This is a genomic window from Aeromonas sp. QDB39 (assembly GCF_027707585.1).
GTDB lineage: Bacteria > Pseudomonadota > Gammaproteobacteria > Enterobacterales > Aeromonadaceae > Aeromonas > Aeromonas hydrophila.
Genome location: NZ_JAPCIV010000036.1, coordinates 1 through 25,554, shown reverse-complemented (window position 1 = coordinate 25,554; position 25,554 = coordinate 1). Strand labels below are relative to the sequence as shown.

The following is a 25,554-nucleotide window of genomic DNA, read 5'->3' as shown; positions in this document are numbered from 1 at the left end:
CCTTCCCTCTCTCCTCTCCCCACTAAACGCCCTGGGTTGTGGACGCGCTCCCCCTTTCGGTGCTTGTTGCACCTGGGTAATTTGCCTAGACTGGCGATTCACTTCGGGCCCATGGCCCCCTTCATCAGGCAAGGAGCAAGCATGATCACCTTATATGGCACCCCCGTCAGCCGGGCCCTGCGCGTATCCTGGTTACTGGAAGAGCTGGACGTGGCATGGCAGTTCCAGTTTCTCGACTTCGCCAAGGGCGAGAACCGCAGCGACTGGTTTCTGACCCTCAACCCGAGCGGCAAGATGCCGGTGCTCAAGGACGGGGAGTTCGTGCTGACCGAATCCGCCGCCATCATGCAGTACCTGGCCGAGGTGTATGGCCCGAACTGGCTGCCGGCCAGAGGGACCCAGGCCTCGGCGCTGCACGCCCAGTGGGTCAGTTTCATCACCTGCGAGCTGGAGCAGCCGCTGTGGACCATCGGCAAGCACCGCTTCGCTCTGCCCGAGGCCCAGCGCCTGCCGGCCATCTTCCCCACCGCCAAGTGGGAGTTCGACAAGGCGGCGGCCATCGCCGAATCCTGGGTACCCGAGCAGGGTTACCTACTGGGTGAGCAGGTAACCATCGCCGATCTGCTGCTGGCCCATACCCTGATGTGGGCCACCCGCTTCGAGCAGACCATTCCCCCCAAGCTGGCGGCCTATCGGGATCGTCTGGCCAAACGCCCCGCTCTGCAGGCGGTGCTGGCCAAGACCCAGGCCATCGCCGATGCCGCCCAGGCTGGCTGACTCAAGAGTGCCATCGATGCAAACGGGAGCCTGTGTGGCTCCCGTTTTTCATGGCTGTTCGGCGTCATTGGCGTGGCAAGGCGCTCAATTGGTATGAAAGCCGTTCCCCTTGGGCGGTGGCGCCGCTTCATACTCCATCCGGGTCACCTCGGCGGTGCGCGGCCCGCGCTCCAGCCAACCCAGCATCATTTGCACGCTCTGCTCCGGCCCGCAGATGAGGATCTCCACCGAGCCATCTTCCAGGTTGTAGGCGTGGCCCCGCAGCCCCAGTTGCAGCGCCCGCTCCCGGGTGAAGTAACGAAACCCCACCCCCTGAACCAGACCCCACACTCGCACGACAAACGATTGCTCTCCCATTTCTCACACCTTCCCCTTAAGAAATTTCCCCCCAAGGCGATAATGAGCGCGACACTCTCATCCCCTTGCAGGACGCAATACCATTATGAAAGAAGTAAAGTTTCGGTGGGTTGACCGTTATCTCATTCACCTCACGATCAGCGAAAAATTTCTCATCACCTTCTGGTGCCCGCTGCTGTTCATTGCCTTTCTCAGCTGGTATCTGCTGGCCGACGGCCATCAGCAACAGATGCAGCTGCGCCTGGATCAGCTCAAGCAGCGGGTCGAACTCAGCGCCCAGCTCTCAAGCCAGCACGCCGGTCTCACCCTGCCGGCAGAGCTCACCTTGAGTCCGACCGGCAGCACAGGGTTAACCCGGCAGGGCGACATCTATCGATACGGTGCCAGCGCCGGTCAGGCCGGGATCGTCACCGGCACCCTGGATGCCTCCCGCTACTCCATGTGGGATGGTCAGGGCACCACGCTCACCATCATCGCCGTGCTGGCTGCCCTGCTGGCCCTGGTCACCCACTACCTGATGACCTTTGTCTCCGGTGCGCTCTACTCCACCAACAAGGCATTGCAGACCGTGGCGGATGGCGATCTCACCTTCCGCCTCAACTTCTTCCCGGTACGGGACGAGTTCTCCATTCTGGCGGGCAGCATCGACAGGTTTACCGACCGCCAGCACAAGATAGTGCAACTGGTGGAAGAGTCCGCCGAGGCGCTCACCCTGGCCGCCGACGAGTTTCGCGATCACGCCAGCGAGGGTGAGAGCATGGCCCGCTCCCAGCGCCAGCACATGGACTCCCTGGCCGCCGCCATGGAGCAGATGTCTGCCGCCATCCGTGAAGTGGCCCGCAACGCCAACGACACCCTGCAGCAGACCCGCCAGTCGAGCGAAGAGGCGGCCAACGGCGCCGCCCGGGTATCTCGCACCATCGCCGCCATCCGCACCCTGGCCGACGAGATCGGCAACGCCTCCGGCGCGGTGGAACGGCTGACCCACAACGCCAATCGCATCAACGAAGTGGTCAACGTCATCAATGCCATCTCCCAGCAGACCAACCTGCTGGCCCTCAATGCCGCCATCGAGGCAGCCCGCGCCGGCGAGCAGGGCCGCGGCTTCGCGGTGGTGGCCGACGAGGTACGCACCCTCGCCAGCCGTACCCAGCAGGCCACGGTGGAGATCCAGCAGATGATCGAAGAGCTGCAGGCCGGCACCGGCGCGCTGAACGACATCATGGAGAAAACCGTAGGTCGCGCCGCCAGCAGCCAGGCCTTGATCAGCGAAGTGGGGCTTGATATCGACAAACTCAGCAACCACAGCGATGCGGTGCTGGAGATGAGCACCCAGATCGCCACCTCCAGCGAGCAGCAGAGTTCGGTGGCCGAGGAGATCACCCGCAATCTGGATCAGGTGCGCCACGAAGCGGGCCAGGTGGAAGAGTCCGCCAGCGCCTCGGTGGCCGGCACCGCCGGCCTCAAGGCCACCGCCACCGAGCTGGCGCAGGCATTGAAAGGGCTAAAAATCTAACGTACCGCCCAAACAGCAGAGGCCATCCATGGGACGGCCTCCGTTGTTTCAGCATCAATTCACAATCTGAATATCATGACTTCACAATCATCTGCCAAGGGAGAAATCCCTTTGTTGAACTCATGGCACTGCAGAGTGCCATGAGTTCAACTTGTTGCTCATGACTGCAGCAGACTAAGTGCCATATTGGGCCGACTATTGGCCTGACTTAATATGGATGAGCTAGCCTGCTGCAAGATCTGGGTACGAACCAGACGCGCCGACTCACTCGCCATATCGGCATCACGGATCCGTGAACGGGCAGCACTGAGGTTCTCATTGGCATTGGCAAGATTGCGCACCCGTGCATCCAGCGCATTGGCCTGCGCGCCCAGTCTCGCACGCTGCACTCCCAGCTGTTTCATTCCCACATCCAGCGTCTTGATCGCTCTGCTGGCATTGTCATTATTCAGAACATCAATGTTATCAACGGTGTATTTCTTCTTGTCCGCTTGATAGAAGCCCAGCGCATTCAAGCTAGCCCCTTGCATATCGATGTTAGAGTACTTGTCGCCTGATGAATGCAGCTCCATCTGACCGATATACGTCGTGGGGGTAACATCAGGCAACAGAGCGCTCAAAGAGGAGTTGCTGCTCACTGGAGGCGCCGGTGGAGCGGGCTGCGGTGGGGCTGTTGTGCCATTGGCCAGCGCCAGGCTGTTGCCCTGAGCGCTATGCATGGTCAAAGCATTGCTGGCGGGATTGCTGTTGTTGGAGGCACTCACATAAAAACCCAGACCTGCCGCTTGAGCAGTACTGTTGATGCGTTGAACCACGGTTGCCATGATGGCACTATTTTTCGCTGTCGGATTGACCGGATCCCATCCAGTCATGTCAATGCCGGTGGTCAAGTCCACAGAGTGGCCCGCCACATCGATATAGGATGGCAATGCGGATAAATCGACTGCAGAAGCGACTGAAAAAGGCAGTTGTTGTGCTTTTACCGGCCCCTCATTATTGGGGAAAGTGGTGCCATTGATATCTGCCACGAATGCTTCCAGGGTGGAATAATCTTTGTCAAAGGTCACGCCATTGAGAGTCACTGGTTGAGATGAAAGTTTGAGATCAGCAATGTCATATGCCCCCGGCTTGATGCCTGCCGGACTGCGCGCTTGCCACTCCATCTCTCCCAAATTTTTGGTCTGGGCATTGAGATCGGTAATGACGGTATTCTGTCCTGCATAAGCACCAACCGAAAAAATGCCTTTGTAGCTCCCCACCAGCAGATCCTGTCCGGCAAACCGGGTGCCTGTGGCAATCCGGTCCATCTCCAACTGCAGTTGCTTGAATTCAGCATTCAAGGCCGCGCGATCCTCTGCCGTATTGGCACCGCTTCCCGACTGAAGAGCCAAGGTGCGCATGCGCTGCATCAGGTTTACCGACTCATCGAGTGCACCATCGGCCACATTGATGACCGAGATCCCATCATTGGCATTGCGGATCGCCGTGTTGGTTCCGTTCACTTCACTGGTAAGACGATTGCTGATCTGCAAGCCGGCTGCATCATCGGCGGCACTGTTGATACGCAGTCCGGATGACAGTCGTCGATATACAGAGTCCAGCGTATTTGCTGACTGACCAAGATGGCGAGACGCATTGAGGGCAGAAACATTGGTGGCAATAGAAAGTGACATGGACAGCTCGATGCAAGGAAAGATTCAAAATAGCCCCCACTCTATCGACATCACCAAATGGCTCTTTAGAGGAAATCTCACAAAATAAAGATAAAAATACCAATATGGATATATTTTGCGCATCAAGAAACGATTATTGAACATAAATTAAGCACCTCAAACCACAGCCACTGAAATAAGCAGTCTGCAACACCAACAAGAAATCTCCTCAAACTGCGCATATCCTGCATCCAACCATTGTCCAACGGCAAAGATGAGTCATTCGTCATATACCAGCAAAGACTGGCTTAGCCGCCCTATTGCCCTTAGAATGTGGCCCCTTTTCTTTTGACCATCTGGCAACCCCCATGAGCGCTTCCATCTATCTCGTCAAAGGCCGCGAAAAATCCCTGCTGCGTCGCCACCCCTGGATCTTCTCCAAGGGGATCGAGCGGGTACAGGGCAACCCCATCGATGGCGATACCGTCGAGATCTACACCCAGGATGGCAAGTGGCTCGCCCGCGGTGCCTGGTCCGGCAGCTCCCAGATCCGTGCCCGGGTCTGGACCTTCGACAAAGAGGAAACCGTCGATCTCGACTTCTTCATCCGTCGCCTCAAATACGCCCAGGAGTCCCGCGACGGGCTCATCAAGCGTCAGGGCCTCACCGGCTATCGCCTCTGCGCCGCCGAATCCGACGGCCTGCCGGGTCTGACCATCGACCGCTACGCCGACTTTCTGGTGTGCCAAATTCTCTCCGCCGGTGCCGAGTTCCAGCGCGAGTTGATCACCCAAGCACTGCGTACCCTCTACCCCGAGTGCAGCATCTATGAGCGCTCCGACGTGGCGGTACGCAAGAAGGAAGGGCTGAAAGAGCGTACCGGCGTCATCTATGGCGAAACCCCGACCGAGCCGGTGGTGATCGAGGAGAATGGCGGCGTCAAGATCCTGGTAGACATCCGCAACGGCCACAAGACCGGTTTCTATCTGGATCAACGGGACAACCGCCAGGCTGCCGCCAAGTACACCGAAGGCAAGCGGGTGCTCAACTGCTTCTGCTACACCGGTGGTTTTGGCGTCTACGCCCTCAAGGGCGGCGCCAAGGAAGTGGTCAACGTCGATCTCTCCCAGAACGCGCTGGATATCGCCCGCCAGAACGCCGAACTGAACGGGCTGGATACCAGCAACACCCAGTTCGTCCGTCACGACGTGTTCAAGCTGCTGCGTGAATACCGCGAGAAGGGCGAAAAGTTCGACGTCATCGTGCTGGATCCGCCCAAGTTTGCCGAGAGCAAGGCCCAGCTGCTGGGCGCCTGCCGCGGCTACAAGGACATCAACATGCTGGCGTTCCAGCTGCTGGCGCCGGGTGGCGTGCTCTTGACCTACTCCTGCTCCGGCCTGATGGAGCAGAGCCTGTTCCAGAAAATCGTCGCCGATGCGGCGCTCGATGCTGGCCGCGACGCCCAGATCCTGGAGCTCCTGTCCCAGGCATCCGATCACCCCATAGGTACCGCCTATCCGGAAGGCTTCTACCTCAAGGGGCTGGTGGTGCGCGCCCGCTAAGCCGGGCAGACCAGCGCTGCCCCCCTGTCCCCGGCTCCAGATCCGGGCCAGGACTGGGTTCGGCAAGCCATCAAAAAGCCCGCGCTCAAAGCGGGCTTTTTTTATGCGGCCGCCAAAGAGATAACCTCGCCCTCACCCTGACTCTGACTCTGCCACCAGCAGCGATGGGTGCCCCCAACAATCCTCTTCGACTGACTGCAGCCATCCTCAACCTGGAATTGCCGCATCGTTAGCCAGATTCTCATCTCTCTTTCACCCCAGACATGGCATACACAGCCCACCAGCACGGACATTCCCGGTATTTTTATGCAAAAACATGAAGTATTACGCATCAATATTCAAAATTTCTCGGGGAAATATCGGCCATAAATGCATACTCACTCAATCGAATGAATACTGCTGTTTTTCCCCTGCGGTTGATCCCGTCATGCCCCTGTCCGCCTCGCACATTACCCGCGGCGGCAATATTCCGCCCGGCACAAACCATCCCGCTCAGTCACGCGCCGGCGCACCCAGCGGGAAGTAGTGTCGAAATGGCCTGGCCTCCTCCACTACCCGCACGATGGAGGGATGGCTGAGCAGCCGGGCGCGATAGGCACGCAGGCGACCATAGCCAGCGGGGATCTCGTGGGCCCAGTCGGCGTAGAAGAGCGAGGGGGCGGCGGCGCAATCGGCCAGCGTGAAGTCTGCACCGGCAATCCAGTGGCGTCCTTCGAGCCGCTGATCGAGCCAGGGGTAGATCTGATCGAGCAGCTCGCGGGCCTCCGCTACGCCATAACGGTCGCGATCCGCGACCGGGCGCAGCGCATCCAGCACCACTTTTTGCATCGGCGTCATTACATAATTATCGAAGACGCGATCCAGCATATGCACCTCCAGACCCGCATCACCAGGCGGGATCAGGCAGACGGGGCCCGGGTGGTGCGCCTGCAGATGGGCGACGATGGTGCTGCTCTCGAGAATGCAGCGACCGTCATCCAGCAACACGGGGAAGCGCTTGAGTGGCCAGAGGGCGGCAAGTTCGGCGTTGGCCGTCGGCTCTTCGAGATTCAGGTACTCGAACGGGGTGGCATTCTCGTAGAGGGCGATCAGCACCTTCTGGCTGTAGGATGAGAAAGGATGGGCATAGAGTTTCATTAGGACAATCCTCGCACGCTGATGGATGACTTCCCTAGTCTAGATCCCCTCTTCACCTTCGCTGCAGCGCTGATCCCTTGCTGGTTTTTGGATGATAAATGCGCATTCATGACGAAAATCACACCCGTATGGCTCTCTTTTAGGTAGGGTGATCCCGCCTGTGGCCGCCAAGCCAGGGCAGCCGACTCATCAGGGTTGATGAGCGGCACCACAACAAAAATCGATGTCAGGCCAAGCTGAACATCACAAGGATCCCGTCATGAATCAATCATTGCCGCTGTTGACGCCGCTGCGGGGCATCGCTGCCCTGATGGTGGTACTGTTCCACGCCCGCTTGCTGCTCTTTCCCCAGTGGATGGAGTCGATCGCCGGCCACACCCAACTCATCGAGAACGGCTACCTCTGGGTCGATCTGTTCTTTATTTTGAGCGGGCTGGTGCTGGCCCATGTCTACGGGGAAGCCTTCGCCCGCTCGCCCCGCACCATAAGTTATGGCCGCTTCCTCTGGCTGCGGCTGACCCGGGTTTATCCCCTCTATCTGGCGACCCTGCTGCTGCTGCTGGGCTGGGAGCTCTACAAGGCCCACCATGAGATTGGCTTCTACGCCGGCCCCCTGTTCAAGATGTGGGAGTGGGAAGGGATGCCTCCTTTCGGCTCGCCCTTTACCCCGGCCGAGGCGCTGCCAAGCAGCCTGTTGCTGCTGCAGGTGGTGACCGATCACGGGTTGACCTGGAACTTCGCCGCCTGGTCGCTCAGCGTGGAGTGGATTAGCTATCTGCTGTTTCCGCTGCTCATTCCGCTCGCCGTCACCCGCAGCCGCTGGAGCAACCTCGCCCCCTTGCTGGCCCTGACGGTGCTGGCCTTTATCGTGCACAGTCGCGGTACCCTGGATGTCACCAGCGGGGCGCTGGCCATCGGGCGCGGGGTGGGTGAATTCGTGCTCGGCCTCTGGCTGCTGCCGAAGGTCAAGGCCGCCCAGCAGTGGCCCATGATGCAGCGGGATCTGCCGCTGCTGCTCGCCTTTCTGCTCCCCTTCGCGCTGATGCAGTTCACCATGACGCCGCAGCTGACCCTGCTGCTGATCAGCGCCTACGTGTTGCTGATCTGGATTGCCGCCTGCCAGGGCGATCGCCAGAGCCCGCTGCTGCGCCTCCTGGATAACCGCTTCACCAACTGGCTGGGGGATCTCTCCTACTCCATCTACCTGCTGCACGCGCTGGTGCTGCTCACCGGCTGCGAGCTTGTCCACTATCTGGCGCCAGGGCTCACCGCGTGGTGGTACGCCCAGACCAACCCCTTGCTGGGTGTGCTGGCCACGTTGTTGATGCTGGCGGTGCTGATCGGGCTCTCGTCCCTCAGCTACACCCTGCTGGAGCGGCCGCTGCAACGGCGCCTGCGCCGGCTCGGCAAGGCTCGCCAGCCGGTGATGGAGCAAGCCGGCTAAGTTCCCCACCAAAAGATGGCCCCGATGGCAGCATGGCTCGCCTTTGGGGCTACGCCGGGGGAGAGCCTTGTCAGCGTCATGGCGAGGGCGGCTCCCCTCATCTAAACCCGCCAATTCCCTGCGCTTTGTGTGAATTCCAGTTCGAACCAGAGTGGCCATTTGTGGCATAATGGCCCGTCCTGTGGCCCTTGGCGGGGCTGCGCCGGCGCATCTGTCGCCTCTCCTCCCCCGTCCTGCCAGACTGCCTTGCACGGCTGCCTGACATCGCTGCGCTCAAAGCCAGCCAAGGCCACCCGAATTTCGCGCGCATACGCGCACATTTGACGGCTCCACAGAGCCGCTGCACTTATTTGTACACACAAGTTTGCACACACAAGGGGAAAGTATGTCTTCCATTCGTCTGACCCAATACAGCCACGGCGCTGGCTGCGGCTGCAAAATCTCTCCCAAGGTGCTCGACACCATTCTCAAGAGCCAGATCCCGGGCTTTGACGACCCGACGCTGGTGGTCGGCAACAGCAGCAAGGATGACGCGGCCGTGGTCGATATCGGCAACGGTCAGGGTATCGTCTCCACCACCGACTTCTTCATGCCCATCGTCGATGATCCCTTCACCTTCGGCCGCATCGCCGCCACCAACGCCATCAGCGACATCTACGCCATGGGCGGCAAACCCATCGTCGCCATCGCCATCCTCGGCTGGCCCATCAACACCCTGGCGCCGGAAGTGGCCCAGCAGGTGATCGACGGTGGCCGTCAGGTGTGTCACGAAGCGGGTATTTCTCTGGCCGGCGGCCACAGCATCGATGCCCCCGAGCCCATCTTCGGCCTCGCAGTGACCGGTATCGTGCCGCTCAATGCCATCAAGCAGAACGACACCGCCAAGGTGGGTGACACCCTCTATCTGACCAAGCCGCTTGGCATCGGCATCCTCACCACCGCCCAGAAGAAGGGCAAACTCAAACCAGAACACGAGCAGCTGGCCCCCAACGCCATGTGCACCCTCAACAAGATTGGCCAGCGCTTTGCCGAGCTGCCCGGCGTACACGCCATGACCGACGTGACCGGCTTTGGTCTGGCCGGCCATCTGCTGGAGATGTGCGAAGGTTCCGGCGTCAGTGCCCGCCTGAACTTCAAGGCGCTGCCGCTGCTGGACGAGGTGGATTACTACCTGAGCGAGGGCTGCGTACCGGGCGGTACCCTGCGCAACTTCGACTCCTATGGTGACAAGCTGGACGCCATGGATGATCGCACCCGCAACATCCTGTGCGACCCGCAGACCAGCGGCGGCTTGCTGGTAGCCGTCGGTAAAGAAAGTGAAGCCGAGCTCCTCGCCATTGCCGCACAGGCAGGGCTGACCCTCTCCCCCATCGGCCAGCTGCAGGCCCGCACCAGCAACCAGTTCATCGAGGTTGTCCAATGAGTGCACTGCCACTGGCCACGGATTACGCCCGAATCTTTCTGGATGACGTTCCGCTCATCGACCTGCGCGCCCCCATCGAGTTCAAGGAGGGGGCCTTCCCCTGCTCGACCAATCTGCCATTGATGACGGATGATGAGCGGGCCCAGGTCGGTACCTGCTTCAAGCAGCAGGGGCAGGCGGCCGCCATTGCACTGGGCCATCAACTGGTCGGTGGCGCCGTGCGCGCCGAACGCCTCGAGGGCTGGCTGGCCCAGCTGCGCCGGCAGCCGGATGCCGTGCTCTACTGCTTTCGCGGCGGCCTGCGCTCGCAAACGGTGCAGCAGTGGCTGCATGAAGCTGGGGTCACCCGCCCGCGGATCGCCGGCGGCTACAAGGATCTGCGCCGCTTCCTCATCGACACCCTCGATGGGGCGGCAGCAGAGTGCCAGTGGACCGTGCTGACCGGCATGACCGGCTCCGGCAAGACCCACATGCTAACCGAGGTGGCCCAGGCGCTGGATCTGGAAGGCCATGCCCATCACAGGGGGTCGTCGTTTGGCCAGCTGCCCGGCGGCCAGCCCAGCAACATCAGCTTTGAGAACAACTTGGCCATCGAGCTGCTCAAGCGCCGCCAGCAGGGCGAGCAGACGTTCGTGGTGGAGGACGAGAGCCGTCTCATCGGCCGCTGCTGCCTGCCCAATCCACTGTTCGATGCCATGAGCCAGGCGCCGCTGGTGGTGGTCGAGGTGCCGCAAGAAGAGCGCGCCGAACAGATCCGCCAGGACTATGTACACGATCTCTGGCTGCGCTATCAGGCGATGTTTGGCGCCGAAGAGGGCTGGCCACTGTTTGCCACCTACCTCACCGATGCACTGGCCAGACTCAAGCGCCGGCTTGGCGATCAGGCCCATCGCGAGCTGGACGCCCTGATGCAGAGCGCGCTCGCCGAGCAAGCCAGCAGCGGTGATACCTCGCTGCACCTGGCCTGGATCACCCTGTTGCTGACCCGCTATTACGATCCCATGTACCTTTACCAGCTTGGCAACAAGCGCGAGCGCATCATCTTCCAGGGTGACAAGCAGGCTTGCCTCGACTTCTTTGCCGAGCAGCACGCCTGAATCAGCGGCCCATCAAGAGGACCCCATATGTTGAAATTCGAGGTGATCCCGGTCACCCAGTTTGCCCAGAACTGCTCCCTCATCTGGTGTGACGAGACCCATCAGGCCGCCCTCATCGATCCGGGCGGCGAAGCAGACAAGCTGCTGACCGCCATCGCCAAACGCGGGCTGACCCTGACCCATATCCTGCTGACTCACGGTCATCTGGATCACGTGGGTGCCGCTGCCGAGTTGCGGGAGAAAACCGGGGTGGCCATCACCGGCCCCCACAAAGAGGATGCGTTCTGGCTCGACATGCTGCCCCAGCAGAGCCAGATGTTTGGCTTCGCCCATACCCCCGCGTTCACGCCGGATCACTGGCTTGAGCAAGGTGACAAGGTAAAGGTGGGTCAATGCGAGCTGGAGGTGTACTTCTGCCCTGGCCACACCCCGGGTCATGTGGTGCTGCTCTCGCAAACCGAGCGGCTCGCCTGGGTGGGTGACGTGCTGTTTGCCGGCAGTATAGGCCGGACCGACTTTCCCCGTGGCGATCACGGGACGCTCATCAAGTCGATCACCGAAACCCTGCTGCCCCTTGGCGATGACATCGTCTTCATCCCCGGCCACGGTCCCAGCTCGACATTCGGCCGCGAGCAGGCAAGCAATCCCTACCTGACCCAACCTATCTGGTGATCCCCCGCTCCTCGCGGGTGTCCCACTGGGCCTTGAGGCGCAAGATCTCCGGCATGATCTCGAGAAAACAGGCGAGCAGCCGGGGATCGAAGTGCTGGCCGGCACCGTCACGCATCGTCGCCAGCACCTGCTCCAACGGCCAGGGTTCCTTGTAAGGGCGACGCACACTCAGGGCGTCAAACACATCGGCGATGGCCACGATCCGCGACGCCTCGGGGATCCCTTCGCCGGTTTCTCCTGCAGGGTAACCCGAGCCGTCCCACTTCTCGTGGTGATGCAGGGCAATCTCCGCCGCCATGCGGAAGATGAGCCCGTCTGAGCGCTTCAAGATTTCGTAACCGATGCGCGGATGGGTGCGCATGATGGCCCACTCCTCTTCGGTGAGGGGACCGGGCTTTTTGAGGATATGATCGGGGATCCCAATCTTGCCCATGTCGTGCATGGGGGCCGCCAGCTCCAGTAACTCGGACTGATCCGCACTCCAGCCTGCCGCGTCGGCCAGGGCTCGGGCATAGGCGGCCATGCGCCAGATATGTACCCCTGTGTCGGTGTCGTTGTAGTGACCCGCCTCGCTCAACATCACGATGGCAGTGCGGTAGCTGCGTTCGAGCTGATCGAGACGCACCAGCGAGAGGTGAGTGCGCACCCGGGCGCGCACCGTGCTTGGGCAGACCGGCTTGTAAATGTAATCCACCCCGCCCGCTTCGAACCCCTGGCTCTCGCTGTCCGGGTTGTCGCTCGCCGTGATGAACAGCACCGGGATCCCGGTGTGGGCCGGATCGGCCTTGAGCCGGCGGCACACCTCGTAGCCGTCCATGTCAGGCATGCGCACGTCAAGCAGGATCAGGGCCGGTTCGTGGCGCGCCACGGCGGCCAGCCCCTCCTCGCCGCCTTTGGCAAAAAAGAGGCTGTACTCCTCCTTGAGGATTTGCCGCAACAGCCCGAGGTTGCTCGGCTCGTCGTCGATGATCAACACGCGCGGTCGATTCATGATCCAGCTGCCTCCCGATTATCCAGATACCCCTCCAGCTTGCAGGTCGCGAGCTGGATGTCGAACAGCTCCAGGGCCGCACCGATCTCGCTCACCAGCTCAGCAGGCAAGTAACTCTTGGCCTGGCCCAGCGCCGGTTCAATCAGTTCCAGATCCTCGCTCACAAGGGCCTCACGCAGAGCGTGCAGGCACACCTCCTGCGCCTCACTCTGAGCCAGCGGGGAGCTGACGGCTCCCGGCTCTCGTCCGGCATAGAGGTCGATGGCCTGCTGCGCCCGTTCCAGCGCCTCCAGGAAGGGAGCCATCAGCTGACTGGTGTCTCCCCCCTGCTCGATGGCCTCATTCAGTTCTGCACTGATGCGCGCCACATCGGTGAGCGACAGGCTGCCTGCCACCCCCTTGAGCTTGTGTGTCAGGCTCGCGGCCGCATCAGTCTCGTGCTGGGCGATGTAGTCCGGCAGCACGGTACCGACCGTCATGTAGTCATCGCGGAATCGGCGCAGGTATTTGAGATAGACGGAGGCCTCGCCCCAGTTGCGAAGCCCGGTATCGATGTCAATGCCGGCCACCGGCTCCACGGCAGGTGGCACGTCGTTGATCGTGAGCGGCACCACGCTGTCGGGCAGGTAACGCAACAGGGTCGCGATGAGCTGCTCCACGTCAAGCGGCTTGGCGATGAAATCGTTCATGCCACAGGCCAGCGCCGCCTCGCGTTGGTCCTTGAACACCCCGGCGGTGAGTGCCAGCACGGGCGTCTCCTTGTGTCCCGGCAGCTGACGCAGGCGACGGGTCGCCTCGTAGCCATCCATCACCGGCATCTGCACGTCCATGAGCACCAGATCGATACGCTGCGCCGGGTCGGCAAGACAGGCCAGGGCCCGCTCCCCGTCGATGGCGGTGATCACCTCGGCCCCCTCCCGCTGCAACAGGCGGGTTGCCACCTCCAGGTTGATGTCGCTGTCATCGACCAGCAGTATGTGAACGCCAGGCAGGCGCAGACGGCGCTGACCGCTCTCCAGCAGATCCACATGCTCGCGCTTCTCATGAATGAGGCGTGCCACCGCGTTGTAGAGGCTGGAACCGGTGACCGGCTTGTGCAGCACCAGATCCACCTGCTCCGAGCCGGGGCGGCGCATCAGCTCTTCTTGGGAATAGGCCGTTGCCATGATGATGATGGGCGAGCGATCCTGCTGCTCGAAGGCTTGGCGAATGGCCACGCAGGTCTCGAGACCGTCCATGCCCGGCATGATCCAGTCGAGCAGGATCACGTCGAAACGCTCCCCCTGCCGCAACAGATGGTGCAAGGCCTTCTCGCCCGACTCCACCACCCGTGACTGCCAGCCGAGGGAGCCCACCGTCATTGACAGGGTGTCACGGGTCACCTGGTTGTCGTCGGCGATAAGCAGCGAGACGTGCTGCAACCGCTCGTGGAAGGCCTCAGGCCGCTCTACCTGCTCCAGCCGGACGCGGAACCAGAACTCGCTCCCCTTGCCCAGTTCGCTGGTGACACCGATGTCGCCCCCCATCAGGTTCACCAGACGGCGACTGATGGTCAGACCGAGCCCGGTTCCCCCAAAACGGCGGCTGGTAGAGGAGTCGGCCTGGGAGAAGGCATTGAAGATGTTGGCCTGCTGCTCGGGCGGAATGCCGATCCCGGTATCACGCACCCGAAACAGCAAGGTGGCCATGCCGTCTTGCTCGGCTTCCAGCTCGACCTTGACTTCCACCTCCCCGCGCTCGGTGAACTTGATGGCGTTGCCGGTCAGGTTGAGCAATACCTGCTCGAGGCGCAGGGCGTCCCCAACCAGGTGGGCGGCCTGCTCGGGGGCGCTGCTCACCACCAGCTCGAGGTGCTTGTTGCCAACGCAGGTGGACATGATGGCCGCCACATGATCGAGCACCTCTTCCAGGCTGAATGGCACCTGCTCGAGCTCGAGCCGGCCCGATTCAATCTTGGAGAAATCGAGGATGTCGTTGATGATCCCGAGCAGAGCCTGCCCGGCCTGATGGATCTTGCGCACCAGGGCGCGCTGGCCATCGTCGAGCCCCCCCTGTTCGAGCAGGTAGGCCAGCCCCATGATGGCGTTCATGGGGGTACGGATCTCGTGGCTCATGTTGGCGATGAAATCCCCTTTGACCCGCGCCAGTCTGGCCGCCTCCTGCTGCGCCAGCTGCTCCCGATGCCGGCTGAGCACCAACGAGGCCACTGCGGCGCCGAACAGCAACAGCAAGATGGCGCAAGTGGCCGAGATGATCCCCCAGATATGGGTTCGAATGGCCAGCAGCTCGCTGCGTGGCACCATGGAGGCAGCCTTCCAGGCCAGCTGATCGTGATTCAGTGCCGGGTACAGCGTGGTCCAGCTCCACAGACCGTCGGCGAGTTCAACCTGGCCACTCGAAGCACCCAAGAATGCCTGCCAGGCCTGGGGAGAAAACTGCTTCAAGGTGAGGTCCGGACGTTCGAGCATGAAGCCCCACTCTTGTGCCGGATCCGGGCTGCGCAACCAATAGCCATCCTGATTGAGCAGCATGGTGTGATCGGCGGCCCTGCCACTGCTGTTGGCGAATACCTTGAGCATACGGCCGGCCTGCACGTTGATGAGCAGCAAGCCCAGATCGCGATCTCCCAGGCGCAGACGCTTGGCAATACGGATCATGGGATTGAAGGGGCGATCGATCACCCCCTGCTCGACGTTGAGATCGAGCGGCGAGACGTAGATCCGCTCCCAGGGCAGCGCCATGGCATCGCGGAAATAGTAACGATCCTTTTTGTTTTGCAGCTGGTCATCGGGCACACGCTGCAGATGCTGGCCCTGACGATTGAAGCGCACCAACTCCATGCCATCCGGCGCCAGCCAGCGCACCTGGGCATAGTCAGGATTGCGGTTCATCAGCACGGTAAACTGGGCGGCAATGTTGTCACGTTCGTTGCGACCCGCCGCCTCGAGCAGGATGGGCTCTTCAGACATGCTGCGCACATGGCGCAGCGGCACCGCCAGTTCGTCGTCGAGACGACCGCTGGCGAGCGACAGGAAGGTGCTCTCATCACTGCGTACACGGTAGAGCTCGCGCTCGATCAGTGCGTCACCCAGCAGATACCCACCCACCAAAACCAGTACCAGAATGGGTGTGAACAGCAGGAAATATCCCCGTATGATTCCCTTCATCACGGTCAACATTACCCCGTATTTGGACTTGTTCGAATACTTTGTAGATGCCAGAGCATCACAATTGGTGTGTTGCTGTCAATCATGCCTACAAGTAAAGACTAACAGTACTATTTGAGTATTTTATTTTTATCGGGGAAAAACGCTGTAAAAACAAAGAGGCCACCCGTTTGGGTGGCCTCTTTACTGGAACGTTCGTTGTCGATTAGACGCGAACGAAGTCCAGGTGAACCAGCTTGTAACGTACCGGGTGACGCTGGATAGCCTTCACTTTCACGTTAACTTCTTCGCCGTTGATAACCAGAGTCAGTACAGACTCGTAGAATTCCGGCTTTTCTTGGGCCAGGATGAATTTCTTGTGGTCAACAGTGATGGACTGGGCTTCTTTGCCTGCACCGTAAACGATGGCAGGAACTTGGTCAGCATGACGCAGGCGGCGGCTCGCACCTTTCCCCAGGTCAGAACGGACTTCAGCTTGGAATACGAAAGACATAATGTTTATCTCATATGGATGAATGTATGGTGTTGACTGCGACCGGTCAGCACCTCGCAAAACGAGGGCGCATACTATCACGGGCCCCTAACAGTGACAAGAGACCTTAACGCCCCTGCTCCAACCGGGCAAAGCGCTGCTGCCGCTGGGCCGGGCTCAGGGCATCGAAGCGGGCCAGGGTCTGCGGCGCCGGACAATACAGGGTGTCTCCGGCCTTGACCCGAATGCCGTTGCCCATCAGCGCCCGATTGTCATCGACGATGGCCAGCAGATAGCTGTAGGTATCCCCTGCCGCCCCCGTCACGGTACCGCTCTGGGCCAGCATGGCGGCGATACGCCAGAGCGTCTCCCCCGCCGCAACCTGATGACATACCCGTTTGCCACCCGCCGCTGGTGCCGCCAGCGTGAGGGTACTGCCGGTCGGCTCGCTCGCCAGTGACACCAGCGCGGGATCCTGCCCCTCACCAGCTTGAGCAAGCAGTATCGCAGGCGCTTGCCAGTCCTCTGCTCGCAGATTCAGAACGGCCAGCAGGGGCTCGGCACCCTCTGTACTATTGCTACGGGGCTGACCTGGTCGCTGCGGCGCGGCAAACTCGGCCATGAAGGGGACGCCAAGGCTGACCACCTCTTGCTGCGCATGGTGCTGGTAAGGGGGAACCACAACGGGTGCCAGCCCGTAGGCTGCCTCGTCAATGCGCCTTAACCTGGCCAGATAGGCCTTGGAAAGCTCGGCCTCCCCTTCGAACAGATCGAACGGTGGCACCAGCCTGGCCGGAAACAGCACCTGCCAGCGCCCCTTCTTCTTCTTGAGTTCCAGGGTGGGAAATTGATTGCCCCGCCAGGCCACGAACATGGCGGGCGGGGTACGTTGCAGCGGGTAGTATTCCGGGTTCAGTTGCACCCAGGTTTGCTCGGCAATGGGTTGATAGCCACTGATGTTGACCATCGCCATCCCTAACCAGATTCCAAGCATCCTTGCTCCTCCGTCAGCGTCCAACCGGCCGGTAATACGGCACCGGCTCCTCTCCTTTACAGCAGATTAGCACTGAGCGATAGCGTTCAGCACCCGTTTATCGGAGACCGGATAGGGGGTTCCCAGATTCTGGGCAAAAAACGACACCCGCAGCTCCTCGATCATCCAGCGAATATTGGCCACCTCGGTGGGAATAAGCTGGGACTTGGGGATCTTGGCAAGCAGCGCCTTGTACTCCAACTCCACGCTGTGCACCTTGAGCATGTAGACCCGATCCCGGTTGGGATCGATGGCAAGCTTCTCCAGGCGCCGCTCGATGGCCCGCAGGTAGCGCAGCAAGTCAGGCAGCCGCTGCCAGCCGGTCTCGGTGACAAAACCCTTGTGGATGAGGTTGCCGAGCTGCTGCTGGATGTCGGACATGGCAAAGGCGGTGTCGAGCTGCATCTTGCCCTTGAGCCGTTTCTTGATCTCATGGGACAGCGTCAGTACGGCTTCCACCTGCTTGGCCACCTCTACCACCGCATCGTTGAGCTCGGCGCGGACATACTCCTTGAGTGCCTCGAAACCGGCCTCGTCCCACGCCATGCCGCCGTGCTGCTCAATCAGCTTGTCACAGCCGCAGGCGATGCAATCATCGATAAGCTCCGCCACCTTGCCAAACGGGTTGAAATAGAGCCCCAGCTTGGCCTTGTTGGGCAGCTTTTCCTGCAGATACTTGATGGGCGATGGCACGTTGAGCAGCACCAGCCGGCGCTGGCCCGCCCACATCAGCTGCTGCTGCACCACCGGGCTCTCCACCAGCTGGATGGCGACCGAATCCTTCTCGTCTACCAACGCCGGATAGGCCTTCACCTCGAACCCGCCGCGCTTCTGGCTGTACTCCTGGGGTAGCTCGCCAAAGCTCCACAGAGTGAGACCGGACTGCTCGATGTCATCGTCCGCCACTTGTGACAGGGTCTCCTGCACCTTGCCGCGCAGCGACTCTTTCAATGCCTCCAGATCTTTGCCTTCCGCCACCTTCTTGTGCTTGTCGTCCACCACCCGGAAGGTGAGTTTCAGGTGATCGGGCACCGCAGCCCAGTCCCAGGATTCACGGGGCACGGTCACACCCGTCATACGGCGCAGCTGGCGCTCCATCTCGTCCAGCAGCGGCCCCTGTTCAGGGTTGATACTGGCGAGCAGTGCATCGGCATAGTTGGGCGCCGGCACGAAGTTCTTGCGCATCGGCTTTGGCATCGACTTGATGAGAGCCACCAACAGCTCGTGACGCTGCCCCGGGATCAACCACTCGAACCCCTTTACCTCCACCTGATTCAGGAGCGGCAGCGGAATATGCAGGGTCACGCCGTCCGCCGCCTCCCCCGGCTCGAACTGATAGGTCAGCTTGAGCTTGAGACGCCCCTGCTGCCAGAAGTTGGGGTAGTCGAGATCACTGATGTGGGCCGCATCCCCCTTCATCAACATCTCTTTCTCGAAGTTGAGCCGCTCGGCGTCCTGCTTTTGCGCCTCTTTCCACCACTTGTCGAAATGGCGGCTTGATATCACCTCCTCCGGCAAGCGGGCATCGTAGAAGCGGAACAGATCCTCGTCATCCACCAGGATGTCGCGCCGACGAGACTTGTGCTCCAGCGCCTCCACCTCGGCCAGCAGCTTGCGGTTATCGCTGAAGAAGCGGTGGCGAGTCTCGAAATCCCCCTCCACCAGGGCGCGACGGATAAACAGCTCGCGGCACAGCGCCGGGTCGATGCGGCTGAAGTTGATGGTGCGCTCATTGACCAGCGTCAGGCCATAAAGCGTCACCTTCTCCTTGGCCATTACGGCGCCGTTTTTCTTCGACCAGTGAGGGTCGCTGTGGTGCAGCTTGATGAGGTGTCCTGCCAGCGGCTCCACCCATTCGGGTTCAATCTTGGCGTTGATGCGGGCGTAGAGGCGCGAGGTTTCCACCAATTCTGCGGCCATCACCCACTTGGGCGGCTTCTTGAACAGACCCGAGGCCGGGAACAGGTGGAAGCGGCCGTTGCGGGCGCCGAGGAATTCAGGTTTTTCCAGATCCTTGTTGCCGATGTGGCTCAAGAGGCCGGTCAACAGGGCGCAGTGCACCGTCTTGAAATCTGCCGGTTCATGGTTGGCTTTAAAACCAAGCTCCTTGACCGTCTGGCGCAGCTGGAAATGGATGTCCTGCCATTCGCGCACCCGCAGGTAGGAGAGAAACTCCTTCTGGCACATGCGACGGAACGGGTTGCTGCCGAGCAGATCCTGCTGCTCTTTCAGGTAGTTCCACAGATTGACGAAGGCGAGGAAGTCGGAATCCTTGTCCTCAAAGCGTCTGTGCTGCTCGTCGGCGGCCTGTTTCTTCTCCATGGGCCGCTCGCGGGGATCCTGAATGCTGAGGGCAGCAGTGATCACCATCACCTCGCTCAGACAGCCGGTCTGCGCCGCGCTGATCACCATCTTCGCCAGACGCGGATCAAGGGGGATGCGCGAGAGCTGGCGACCGGTCTCGGTCAACTGCAGTTTGGCTTCGCGATCGCCGGTGGCGGGCAGCTCGCGCACCGCCTCCAGCTCTTTGAGCAGGGTCAGGCCATCCTTGATATGGCGCGACTCGGGTGGCTCGACAAAGGGGAACGCCTCCATGTTGCCAAGGCCGAGCGCCAGCATCTGCAGGATGACGGAGGCCAGGTTGGTGCGCAGGATCTCGGGATCGGTAAAGGCCGGGCGGCCATTGAAATCCTCCTCGGAGTAGAGACGGATACAGATACCGTCCGCCACCCGGCCACAGCGACCTTTACGCTGGTTGGCGCTGGCCTGGGAGACCGGCTCGATGGGCAGGCGCTGCACCTTGGTACGCCAGGAATAGCGGCTGATGCGGGCGGTGCCCGGATCGATCACATAACGAATGCCCGGCACCGTCAGCGAGGTCTCCGCCACGTTGGTGGCGAGCACGATGCGCCGTCCGGCGTGTTGCTGGAACACCTTGTTCTGCTCGGCGTTGGAGAGACGGGCGTAGAGCGGCAGTACCTCGGTATCGCGCAGGTTCAGCTTGCGCAGGGCATCGGCAGTATCACGGATCTCCCGCTCACCGTTCATGAAGATGAGGATGTCCCCCAACCCCTCGCGGGCCAGCTCTTCCACCGCATCGAAGATCCCCTGCAGCTCATCGCGCTCCTCCAGCCCTTCACTTTTATCACTGCTTTTTTTATCAACAAATAGCGGACGGTAGCGCACCTCCACCGGATAGGTGCGACCGGAGACCTCGATCACCGGCGCCTTGTTGAAATGGCGGGAGAAACGCTGCGGGTCTATGGTGGCCGAGGTGATGATCACCTTGAGGTCCGGGCGCTTTGGCAACAGCTGCTTGAGATAACCCAGAATGAAGTCGATGTTGAGGCTGCGTTCGTGAGCCTCGTCGATGATGATGGTGTCGTACTGGGTGAGCATCCGGTCGTTCTGGATCTCGGCCAGCAGAATACCGTCGGTCATCAGCTTGATGTGAGTCTGCTCACTCACCTGATCGGTAAAGCGCACCTTGTAGCCCACGTAGTGGCCGAGTTCGGACTCCATCTCTTCGGCAATACGGGCCGCCACGGTGCGGGCCGCCAGACGTCTTGGCTGGGTGTGACCGATGAAGCCCTTCACCCCGCGCCCGAGCGCCAAACAAATCTTGGGGATCTGGGTGGTTTTGCCCGAGCCGGTTTCACCGGCGATGATCACCACTTGGTGCTCTTCAATGGCTTTGGCGATCTCCGCCTGCTTCTGGCTGACCGGCAGGTTGTCCGGATAGGTCACCTTGGGTACGCCCGCCAAACGGGATTGGTAGCGCGCCTGTGCCGCATCCAGATCGGCGGCGATGGTCTCAAGCACGGCGGCCTGTTTGCCCTCGGGCAGCTTCTTGGCTCCGTGCAGACGGCTGGAGAGACGGCGGGCGTCGAGATTCATGCAGGCTGGGAGACGGCGGCGCAGCGCCTCGATAGAGAGAGACAAGGTACGAATTCCTTAAAAGAGTGCCCGGCAAGAGGGCCATATCGATAGCTTCGAGCGATCCTAAAGAGCGAGGCCGGAGGGCGCAAGCCTTAAAGCGGCCGCGAGGGCGATGAAAGAGACGTTATCCGGGTAGCAAGCCCTTCATTACGGACTCACCATAAGAAAGAGCAGGCCAGATGCCTGCTCTTGGGATGACAACAGTGCCCCCATCAACCGGGTTCAGGCCCGCGCCTTGCGCACGAAGCAGGCTCCCAGCTGGGCGTGGATGGCCTGCATCACGTCGTGGCGGCTGATGACCCCGAGCAGATGCCCCTCCTCCACCACCGGGTAGATCTTGGGTTTTTGCCCCATCATCATCTCGGCCAGCTCCAGGATGCTGGTATCGGGGCCGACGGCCAGCACCTCCTTGCGCATCACGTCCCGTACCTGGGCCACCTGTTCACAGTGATAGGCCTCTTTCAACATGACGGCAATGCAGTCTTGCTCGGAGACCCAGCCCACCAAGTGACCCCGCCCATCCACCACGGGGCCACCAAGCTGACGGCTGTTGAGAAATTTTTCCACCGCCGCCTGCACCATCATCTCCGCGCTGAAGGTGATGGGCCGAGTCTGCATGTAATCCTTTGCTTTGAGTGATTCCATCGTGCATTCCCCCAACCGGCCTCCCGGCCGGGAGGCGCGAGCCGGGCACTATGTCCGGCTCACTCCAAGCATAGCTTGCATGGATCAGGAGATGGATTGCAGCAACAGCAAGAGCTCGTTCTGGCTGTGGCAGTCGGTCTTCTTGAAGACCCCTTTCAGGGTCGAGCGCACGGTTTCCACCTTGACGCCGCGCAGCTCGGCGATGTCGTTGCTGCTATAGCCCTTGCTCATCAGCACCAGCAACTCTTTCTCGCCGATGGTGAGCGGATAGAGGCTGGCCAGTGCTTCGATGTCGGGGTTGAAGGAGTGTTCGGGATCCCGCAGCACCACTTCCACATACCGCTCGAAGCGGTTGAGACCGCTCATCAGGGTGCACTGGATCAGCAATGGCCGCAGATTGGGCTGACGGGGAATGGACATATAAGCGCTGGCACCGGGCAGCAGATAGGCAAAACCATTCAATATCTCTTTGAACTGGCGTTGCTGCTCCTTATTTTGCAGCGAGAAAATACCATTGCCTGCCCGCAACTCCACGTTCTCGTCGGCAATACGATTGAAGGCCACATTGGAATAATGAATATGCCCTTTGTCATCGACGATGGCGCTGGGCTTATTGTGGTTTTTCACCAGCTGTTGCAGCTGATAATTCTGGGTTTCCAGGGCCAGCAGGTTCCAATAATGGTGGCTCCAGGCCGCGAGGCCAGAATAAACTTCGCCAAGGGAAGAAATTTCCTGGGCACTGAAATCATCCTGGGTAGCCGCCCGATAGGTACACAGGCTGCTCAGTCCCCGCCCCTTCACCCGGCAGACACCACCGGCCGCGAACTGGGCGCCGAAGCTGGCCAGCAGACCCGCCGAGTTGGACAGCGTGTTGGCGCTGACGATCCCCTGGCAGCCCTTGTCCAGATAGTGATTGAACCACACATCCTGGCGATGATGCTGGACGTAGAACTGCTGCTGGGCCTCGGTCAAGCCGCTCGCGAAGAGCTTGATGCCGTCGCTCTTGTCATCATCGCGCAACAGGAACAGCGACGAGCTGCCCGACACGTCGGAGCGGAACTGATCCACCACCAACTTAATGTCAGAATCATTAATACCGCACTCATATAACTGGCTTATATAGGGCGATACCCTTTCTTTTACTAATGCCTTCACACCCGAACTCCTAATTCTTATTTTTATTGAAGTGGCATCTTACTCTGCAATGAGAAATGCGAAAAGTAGTCAAATGAACAAAGGTTTTATAACTGATCCATAAATAGTAATGATGAAACGACATAAGCGTCTTCGAAAGCGAAAATCTTAAATCCAAGTTAATGTTTTATATGATTTTTGTCGTTGATGTTGGGTTTGTCTGCAACAAGGCAACAGGCCGGTACCACGGTCGATTGCGCGCAAAAGCACTCCTCTTGCACCATTTGTCGCGACAAGTTGCACTGCAACGACAAAATCATCCCGCCAACCGGGTCGTTGCCCCAGTTATTCTGGGCCTGCCGCCGGCGCAACGCACTCCGCCATTCGCACGCATCGGCTGCAACTTGTCCAAAGATCTGCGGGCAACCAGCAAGGTTCTCTCGGCAACTCGAAGCGCTTCATCTCGACCTTCGTCCCCAGCATCCTCCTCATCGTCTTGGTCAACATGGATCAGCTGATGGTGATCTGGCTGCAGAATGAGCACACCCAAAAGACGCGATCACCTCACTTGCTGTTGACGTCTCCAGTCAAGCGAAGATCCCAACGCAACGCATCTGCTTTGCCTAACTTCGAGATTGCCTCGATACTTGGTGCACCTTCCATCAGGAGGTCGCACATATCGAGCTCCAGAAAACCGATATGAAAAATAAAAACATAGAAGCGGCCAGCGGTATCAATATATGGCCGGCATGTTTATCCATGGCTCGTCAAGCATCTTAGCGATGACCAAACCAAAAGTGTCAATGAGCCAATAAATGTATTTATTTGACAAATGGCAGAGCAAGACAAAATGTCTCCCCACAATAATGGTTAACGTCTTAAGTAATATTTGGTAACAACTTGTTCATTAGCATCCATCAGAATATGTGATACTAGATTGAGCATCGCTATTTTAGTGTGGTGAGCCTTTATCAATATGGATATTGCCACGACCCATTCTCAGACCACGGATGTCAGTCTGTTCGTTATCAAAGCGCAGCTTTACCTGCCGAGAGGACCTCATGCAGCCCACTAGCACAGCCCCGAATACGCATCTGTACGGATTATTGCTGATGGTGCTGGCCATCACTCTGATGGGCCAGTTTGGCCACCAGTTGTGGACCCCCGACGAGCCTCGTGAGGCGGCCATCGCCTGGGAGATGTTCACCAGCCGTGAACTGGCCATCCCGACACTGGGCGGCAGCAGCTTCATCGAAAAACCGCCCCTCTATTACATCCTCACCATTCCCTTTCTTGCCCTTCTCCACAACAACCTCGGCGTCACGGTGGCGCTGCGTCTGGTGGGAGCGCTGTGGGCCATGGCAACCCTGCTGTTCACCGGCCTGTTGGCCAGACGGGTACTGGGCTCCAGCACTGCCGCACTCTGGTCGGTGATCGCCCTGGGCACCATGGAGGGCTTCATCATGAACAGCCACTGGATCCGGGTCGATACCAGCCTCGCCTTTTTCGTCGCTTTCACCATGTGGGCATTTGCCGAATGGTATCTGGCGGATCGCCAGCACATGCTCTGGTGTGCAGGGCTTGGGCTCTCCCTCTGCTTTCTGGTCAAGGGCCCCATCGGTCCCATCACCCTCTTCTTCGGCTGGCTGGCGCTGTTTCTGCCGGCACTCAAACGCCAACTTGCACACCAGGAGGGAGGCCGCTTCGTGATACAGCACCTCGGCATGACCCTTCTGTTTGTCGCCCCCATCGCCGGCTGGCTGCTGGCCCTGTGGCAGCATCCTGAGGGAGAGTCGCTCTGGCAGCAGTGGTTCTGGCAAAATCAGGTGGGCAGGTTGACGGGCAGCTCGGCCGAGCTCGGTCACATCAAGCCCGGTGAATACCTCTTTTACCTTGGCGGGCTGGCCGAATACACCCTGCCCTGGCTGCCCCTGGTGCTGCTCTGGTGCTGGCAGACCCTCAGGCAGAAGCAGTGGAGCGCCTCCCGCCTGTTTCTGCTGAGCTGGGCGCTGGGCACCCTGCTGCTGCTCAGCATTGCCTCCACCAAGCGGACTCTCTACCTCTTTCCACTGATGCCGGTCTTTGCCCTGATGATCGGGCAACTGAGCGTCTGCTGGCCTCGCTGGCTCAATGGTTATGGCCGTGGCTGGACCTTGTTCATGTTCCTGTTTGCACTGGCGCTACTGACGGCCCCCTTTTATCTGCCGCTGTTGCCGCTGGAAATACCCGATAACGTGCTCAGGGTCATCAGTACGCTGGGCTGGCGGCATGTATTTGCGGCCATATTACTTATCTTTGCAGTAGAACAGTTGTGGCGCTGGCGCGAAATACACAGTGCAACCTTGCTGGCCAGCGCAGCCGGCATTATGTTTATGCTGACGTTTATTCTGGCCTACCCCGCCATTGATGCTGCCAAGAATATGAAAGATGACACCCAACACTTCTTGGTTAAAATACCGCTAGGGAAGGTGCGAATAAGCGGGGAAATTCTTCTCGGCTGACTCAGTCATTTCATTTCTTCATGTTTGAGCCGATT

Annotated in this window: 18 protein-coding genes; 8 read left to right on the top strand and 10 right to left on the bottom strand. The window is 60.0% G+C overall.

The window, feature by feature from the left end; translation table 11 throughout:
- Positions 1-141: 141 nt before the first annotated feature.
- Positions 142-777 (top strand): glutathione S-transferase family protein, encoded by a 636-nt coding sequence (locus PG899_RS18925; RefSeq protein WP_010633965.1) that lies wholly within the window; start codon positions 142-144, stop codon positions 775-777.
- Positions 778-861: 84 nt separating this feature from the next.
- On the opposite strand, the gene PG899_RS18920 is transcribed toward PG899_RS18925, so the two are convergent.
- Positions 862-1,134: an acylphosphatase gene (locus PG899_RS18920; RefSeq protein WP_043162739.1), complete on the bottom strand. Its 273-nt coding sequence runs from the start codon at positions 1,132-1,134 to the stop codon at positions 862-864.
- 85 nt (positions 1,135-1,219) lie between these two features.
- Between PG899_RS18920 and PG899_RS18915 the strand changes: the two genes are divergently transcribed.
- On the top strand, positions 1,220-2,650 hold the full coding sequence (locus tag PG899_RS18915) for a methyl-accepting chemotaxis protein (RefSeq protein ID WP_077097029.1): 1,431 nt from the start codon (positions 1,220-1,222) through the stop codon (positions 2,648-2,650).
- Between the two features lie 158 nt (positions 2,651-2,808).
- On the opposite strand, the gene PG899_RS18910 is transcribed toward PG899_RS18915, so the two are convergent.
- Entirely contained in the window at positions 2,809-4,323 is a 1,515-nt protein-coding gene (locus PG899_RS18910) for a flagellin N-terminal helical domain-containing protein (protein ID WP_077097030.1), read from the bottom strand.
- A gap of 347 nt (positions 4,324-4,670) precedes the next feature.
- On the opposite strand from PG899_RS18910, the gene PG899_RS18905 reads away from it, so the two are divergent.
- A complete protein-coding gene (locus PG899_RS18905) occupies positions 4,671-5,864 on the top strand; it encodes a class I SAM-dependent methyltransferase (protein WP_049049566.1) in 1,194 nt (397 codons plus the stop codon).
- A gap of 492 nt (positions 5,865-6,356) precedes the next feature.
- Here the strand turns inward: PG899_RS18905 and PG899_RS18900 are convergent, their stop codons facing one another.
- The gene (locus PG899_RS18900; RefSeq protein ID WP_077095442.1) at positions 6,357-7,001 is read right to left on the bottom strand and encodes a glutathione S-transferase family protein; all 645 of its coding nucleotides are present in this window, start codon (positions 6,999-7,001) and stop codon (positions 6,357-6,359) included.
- Between the two features lie 259 nt (positions 7,002-7,260).
- On the opposite strand from PG899_RS18900, the gene PG899_RS18895 reads away from it, so the two are divergent.
- The 4 genes from PG899_RS18895 to PG899_RS18880 all read left to right on the top strand — a co-directional run bounded on the left by PG899_RS18895 (position 7,261) and on the right by PG899_RS18880 (position 11,637).
- Complete coding sequence (locus PG899_RS18895; RefSeq protein ID WP_077095443.1) at positions 7,261-8,445, top strand: acyltransferase family protein; 1,185 nt, start codon at positions 7,261-7,263, stop codon at positions 8,443-8,445.
- A gap of 385 nt (positions 8,446-8,830) precedes the next feature.
- The gene (gene selD / locus PG899_RS18890; protein ID WP_077095444.1) at positions 8,831-9,868 is read left to right on the top strand and encodes a selenide, water dikinase SelD; all 1,038 of its coding nucleotides are present in this window, start codon (positions 8,831-8,833) and stop codon (positions 9,866-9,868) included.
- Positions 9,865-10,965: a tRNA 2-selenouridine(34) synthase MnmH gene (gene mnmH / locus PG899_RS18885; protein WP_077095445.1), complete on the top strand. Its 1,101-nt coding sequence runs from the start codon at positions 9,865-9,867 to the stop codon at positions 10,963-10,965. Before selD ends, mnmH begins: the two co-directional genes overlap by 4 nt.
- 27 nt (positions 10,966-10,992) lie before the next feature.
- Positions 10,993-11,637 (top strand): MBL fold metallo-hydrolase, encoded by a 645-nt coding sequence (locus PG899_RS18880; protein WP_024945381.1) that lies wholly within the window; start codon positions 10,993-10,995, stop codon positions 11,635-11,637.
- Here PG899_RS18880 and PG899_RS18875 read toward each other — a convergent pair.
- From PG899_RS18875 to PG899_RS18845, 7 genes are all read right to left on the bottom strand, one after another.
- Positions 11,627-12,628 (bottom strand): response regulator, encoded by a 1,002-nt coding sequence (locus PG899_RS18875; RefSeq protein WP_077095446.1) that lies wholly within the window; start codon positions 12,626-12,628, stop codon positions 11,627-11,629. The two genes, PG899_RS18880 and PG899_RS18875, sit on opposite strands and share 11 nt — an antisense overlap.
- Entirely contained in the window at positions 12,625-15,795 is a 3,171-nt protein-coding gene (locus PG899_RS18870) for a hybrid sensor histidine kinase/response regulator (protein ID WP_179101320.1), read from the bottom strand. Before PG899_RS18870 ends, PG899_RS18875 begins: the two co-directional genes overlap by 4 nt.
- Before the next feature lie 205 nt (positions 15,796-16,000).
- On the bottom strand, positions 16,001-16,288 hold the full coding sequence (rplY, locus tag PG899_RS18865; RefSeq protein ID WP_024945378.1) for a 50S ribosomal protein L25: 288 nt from the start codon (positions 16,286-16,288) through the stop codon (positions 16,001-16,003).
- A gap of 106 nt (positions 16,289-16,394) precedes the next feature.
- Entirely contained in the window at positions 16,395-17,261 is an 867-nt protein-coding gene (locus PG899_RS18860) for a hypothetical protein (RefSeq protein ID WP_077095449.1), read from the bottom strand.
- A 66-nt stretch (positions 17,262-17,327) separates the two neighbouring features.
- A complete protein-coding gene (gene hrpA, locus PG899_RS18855) occupies positions 17,328-21,242 on the bottom strand; it encodes an ATP-dependent RNA helicase HrpA (RefSeq protein WP_077095450.1) in 3,915 nt (1,304 codons plus the stop codon).
- Between the two features lie 219 nt (positions 21,243-21,461).
- Positions 21,462-21,884, bottom strand: coding sequence for a CBS domain-containing protein (locus PG899_RS18850; RefSeq protein ID WP_016350742.1), 423 nt, complete (start codon positions 21,882-21,884; stop codon positions 21,462-21,464).
- Between the two features lie 84 nt (positions 21,885-21,968).
- On the bottom strand, positions 21,969-23,039 hold the full coding sequence (locus PG899_RS18845; protein ID WP_017408386.1) for a helix-turn-helix transcriptional regulator: 1,071 nt from the start codon (positions 23,037-23,039) through the stop codon (positions 21,969-21,971).
- 1,040 nt (positions 23,040-24,079) lie between these two features.
- Between PG899_RS18845 and PG899_RS18840 the strand changes: the two genes are divergently transcribed.
- A complete protein-coding gene (locus PG899_RS18840; RefSeq protein WP_333563654.1) occupies positions 24,080-25,519 on the top strand; it encodes an ArnT family glycosyltransferase in 1,440 nt (479 codons plus the stop codon).
- Positions 25,520-25,554: the final 35 nt, after the last annotated feature.